Here is a 3868-nt window from a genome sequence, read left to right as displayed (position 1 = left end):
GCTGCGGGCCGGGGCGTATCACTATTCCACCCTGCCTATCAGCAACGAGGAGCTCAAACTGCTCATGGGATCAGCCATTCAGGCCAAACCCCGATTGGGCCCTAATATGCTTTTAAAGTCCGAGGCGGAGAAAACCACCTTTGAAAGCATGGTCGGCAGATCCTCGGTGATGCAGAAGACCTACCGGCAGATCCGCCAGGCCGCAGCCACAGATATTCCCGTCTTGATTTCAGGCGAAACCGGTACGGGCAAAGAGCTGGTGGCCCAGGCAATTCATGAACTGAGCACCAGGGCCCAGGCCCCTTGCATTCCGGTCCATATTGCTTCCCTTCCCCAGGATCTGGTGGCCAGCGAGTTGTTCGGACATGTGGCCGGGGCCTTTACCGGGGCCTCCAGGCTGAGAAAAGGGTGTTTTGAACAAGCAGAGGGGGGAACCGTATTTCTGGACGAGATCGGTACCATTGATCAGAAGATGCAAGTCAGCCTGCTCAGGCTTTTAGAGACCAGTGAATTTTCCAGGATCGGCAGCCAGAAGAGCCGGAAAGCCGATGCCCGGGTGATTGCCGCCACCAATGCAAACCTTGAAGATGAGGTCCGGCTGGGCAACTTCAGAGAGGACCTGTATTACAGACTGGATGTCCTGAGCATTGAAATGCCGCCTTTGCGGGAGCGCAACGGCGACATACCCCTGCTGGTGAGCCACTTTATCAAACAGGCCTGCGACGATTTTAAAAAAAATATCCGGGGCATGTCTTCGGATTTCATCAACTGCGTTGAAGCTTATCCCTGGCCGGGCAACGTCAGGGAACTGAAAAACGCCATCCAGAGTGCAGTTATCTCTGCCACAGAAGATGTGCTCAGGACCGGTAATCTGCCTGGTCGGGTCAGCCAGAACCAGGACCGGGAGACCCGAATGATCGTCCGTGTGGGTATGACGCTGGCACAGGTAGAAAAAGAATTGATTATCCGAACTCTGGACCACACCGGGGGAAACCGGTCCCGGACCAGCGAAATCTTGGGTATTTCTCGGCGGTCTTTGTATAATAAAATGGACCGTTACAGGCTGAGCATGAAATTTCCAAAGACATAACACTGCAATTTATCCATCAGGAGACAATTTTATGAAAGCAATGATAACAGGTGGAACCGGATTTGTAGGAACACATTTGACCAAGGCCTTGCTTGATTCAGGTTGGGATGTGACCATCACCGGGCGTTCTCAAAACAGCATCTATTCAGGTGAAAAAGGGTTTACTCAGCTTGTTTGTGATACCACGGTTAAAGGAGACTGGCAGTCTGAAGTTTCCCATATGGATGTGATTATCAATCTTGCCGGGAAAAACATCTTCACTCTTTGGAATAAAGAGAAGAAAAAGGATATTTTAGACAGCCGGATTCTTACAACCCAAAATCTTATTGAAGGCATGAAAGATGGGGCCGTTAAAGTGTTTTTAAGCACTTCGGCCTCGGGATATTACGGTGACCGGGGCAACGAGATTCTCACGGAATCAACGTCTAAGGGTAAGGGCTTTTTATCCGATGTCTGTGAAGCCTGGGAAACTGAAGCGTTAAAGGCCCAGCAGTTTGATGTGCGCACCGTACTTATGCGTTTCGGCATGATTCTCGGAAAAGACGGCGGGGCTTTTAAAAAGATGAAAACGCCGTTCAGACTTGGATTGGGCGGAAATCTGGGCAGCGGTCAGCACTGGATGGCCTGGATGCATATTCACGATCTTGTTGAGGCGGTCCTCTTTTTGATCAATCATGATAAGGCATCGGGAATCGTTAACTTCTCTGCGCCCCATGCCGTCCGAAACAAGAATTTCACCAAAGCTGTTTCACGGGTCTTGGGGCGTCCGGCATTTTTTCATGTGCCGGGATTCATACTTCGTCTGATCATGGGTGAACTGGGGGATGTTCTGTTGGGCAGTCAACGCATGGCGGCCAGTGAACTCGAGCGGTTGGGGTTTAAGTTTACCTATGCGGATATTGATTCGGCGATGGGTGATCTTGTTCGATAATAGGAGGCTGCAACGTGATTTACAACGGAATTCATCATCTTGCTCTGATCACCGATGACATGGATAAAACCATTCGTTTCTGGAGAGATCTTCTGGAAATGAAGATGCTGGCAGCCACAGGTGACGGCCGGAACAGGCAGTATTATTTTGAAATTTGCGAAAACGCTATCGTGTCCTTTTTTGAATGGCCCGAAGCCGTGAATCCCGATGAGAAGCTTCATGGCGAGCCGACAAAAAAGCCTCGGGCTTTTGATCATGTGGCCATCGGTGTGGAGAACGATGAGGAGCTGAAAGAAATGAAAACCCTGCTGGAATCTGCGGGGTTCTGGGTCTCTCCTGTGGTGGACCACGGGTTTATTCATTCCATCTATTCCTTTGACCCGAACAACATACCCATTGAATTTACCACGGAGGTCAAAGGACATAGCCTAAGGGAGAGTCCTCGTATGAGTGACCGCAATATCAGTGACATCGCCCGGGAAGGTCATGGGCCGCAACCTGGTAAAAGGCCGGCCCCCAACCCCGGAAGGCCCAAAAGAGGGCAGCCCACAGGTTAGCCCCCTCTTTATGGTATATTTTAACTCACCTTGATCACATTGCGACCGACTCGTTGGGGGACGGGTATGGTATGCGGGAGATCTGTTGTTCCAGGGCTTTTGGGCAGGCCGTTTAATCTTTGAAAACCAGTTTCCCACCAATGTGGCCGGCCACACCGGCCGCAGCAAGCATCAAAAGATTGATCACGACAAATACCCAGGCCCAGGATGATTCCAGTACACCGGGATTAACCAGGTACCAGATGATTGAGGCCATGCAGCAGATTGCAGTTACGGTGGCCGCACCGATTTTTAGTTTAAAAATGGTTGTCTGCGCCTGGTTATATTTTTTCTTCCATTCCAGGACACCTGTTAATACAACCACAGGCAGAGCAATGAGTACAAACACCTGGTTGATAAACCCGGCCTTTGCCAGTAAAGGCGATCCAAAAATCCAGGAGAGGATAAACAGGGCAGCGGCCACAGGAATGACCCCGTTGGGTATATGAACCGTCACCGGATGAGCATGGTGTTTGAGCATCAGCTCAGCCGTTTTTTTCATGTAAACCATCGCACGGCCCTCTGTTTTTAAGGGTGATGCATTGGGTGTTTCTGTATTGTTTGCGGCCTTTTTTTCCGGGGCTACTGTTTTTTTCTCATCAGTTGCCGGTGTCTCAGCCTCTGGTGTTTCTGCCGCTGTATCATCTTCAAGAGGTACAAACTTGCTTCCGGAAACACCGCACACCGGACATTTTTCAGGGGGTTCGTCTCCTGTATGAATGTATTTGCATACAGGACATTGCCATTTTTTCATAGATTCGATCCTTTATATTATTTATTCAGGACATCATTACGTTTCAGCATACCTGTATTGCAATTTCTCATATTCCATGCCGGTATAGCAAGCTTAAATTGATGTACAAATTGGGTTCGACCGGATTTTTGCAAGCTAACTTCAGACTATGAAAACACAATGTGTTGATTTGAATTTTAAAAATGATCGAACCGAAAATTTAAATGGAAACCTTTGCGAATCATTTTGAATAGTGGTAACTCCCCCCCCCAATGTCATAAAGTTAAGGCTCTCCGATATTTTCCGTGGTTGTAATTTGAGTTTAGTTCGGCCATGATCCGCCGTCAAAAAAATAAAAAACCCCGTTGAACTTGATGAATCAAGCAGATAGTCAATGTCATAAAGTTAACGGCAAGGCTTATTATTCATGGAATGCTCTCGCTTGTTGATCTTATGTTTTCTTTTGAATTTACGCCCGGGCCTAATGGGTTCTGTTGCCGCGATGAAAAGAGCATGAA

At 48.6% G+C, this 3868-nt stretch carries 4 protein-coding genes; 3 read left to right on the top strand and 1 reads right to left on the bottom strand.

The features are described from left to right. The 3 genes from AB7U36_RS20200 to AB7U36_RS20190 form a co-directional block, all read left to right on the top strand. Positions 1 to 1090, top strand: a 1090-nt coding sequence (locus AB7U36_RS20200; RefSeq protein WP_428161431.1) for a sigma-54 interaction domain-containing protein, incomplete at its 5' end; no start/stop codon positions are given. A 31-nt stretch (positions 1091 to 1121) separates the two neighbouring features. Next, positions 1122 to 2021, top strand: coding sequence for a TIGR01777 family oxidoreductase (locus AB7U36_RS20195; protein WP_428161430.1), 900 nt, complete (start codon positions 1122 to 1124; stop codon positions 2019 to 2021). Positions 2022 to 2035: 14 nt separating this feature from the next. Next, complete coding sequence (locus AB7U36_RS20190) at positions 2036 to 2578, top strand: VOC family protein (RefSeq protein ID WP_428161429.1); 543 nt, start codon at positions 2036 to 2038, stop codon at positions 2576 to 2578. A 112-nt stretch (positions 2579 to 2690) separates the two neighbouring features. On the opposite strand, the gene AB7U36_RS20185 is transcribed toward AB7U36_RS20190, so the two are convergent. Continuing rightward, entirely contained in the window at positions 2691 to 3371 is a 681-nt protein-coding gene (locus AB7U36_RS20185; protein WP_428161428.1) for a rubredoxin-like domain-containing protein, read from the bottom strand. Between the last annotated feature and the right edge of the window lie 497 nt (positions 3372 to 3868).

The sequence above is a fragment of the Desulfobacter sp. genome (genome assembly GCF_050177295.1).
This window is presented reverse-complemented; position numbering and strand designations above follow the sequence as displayed.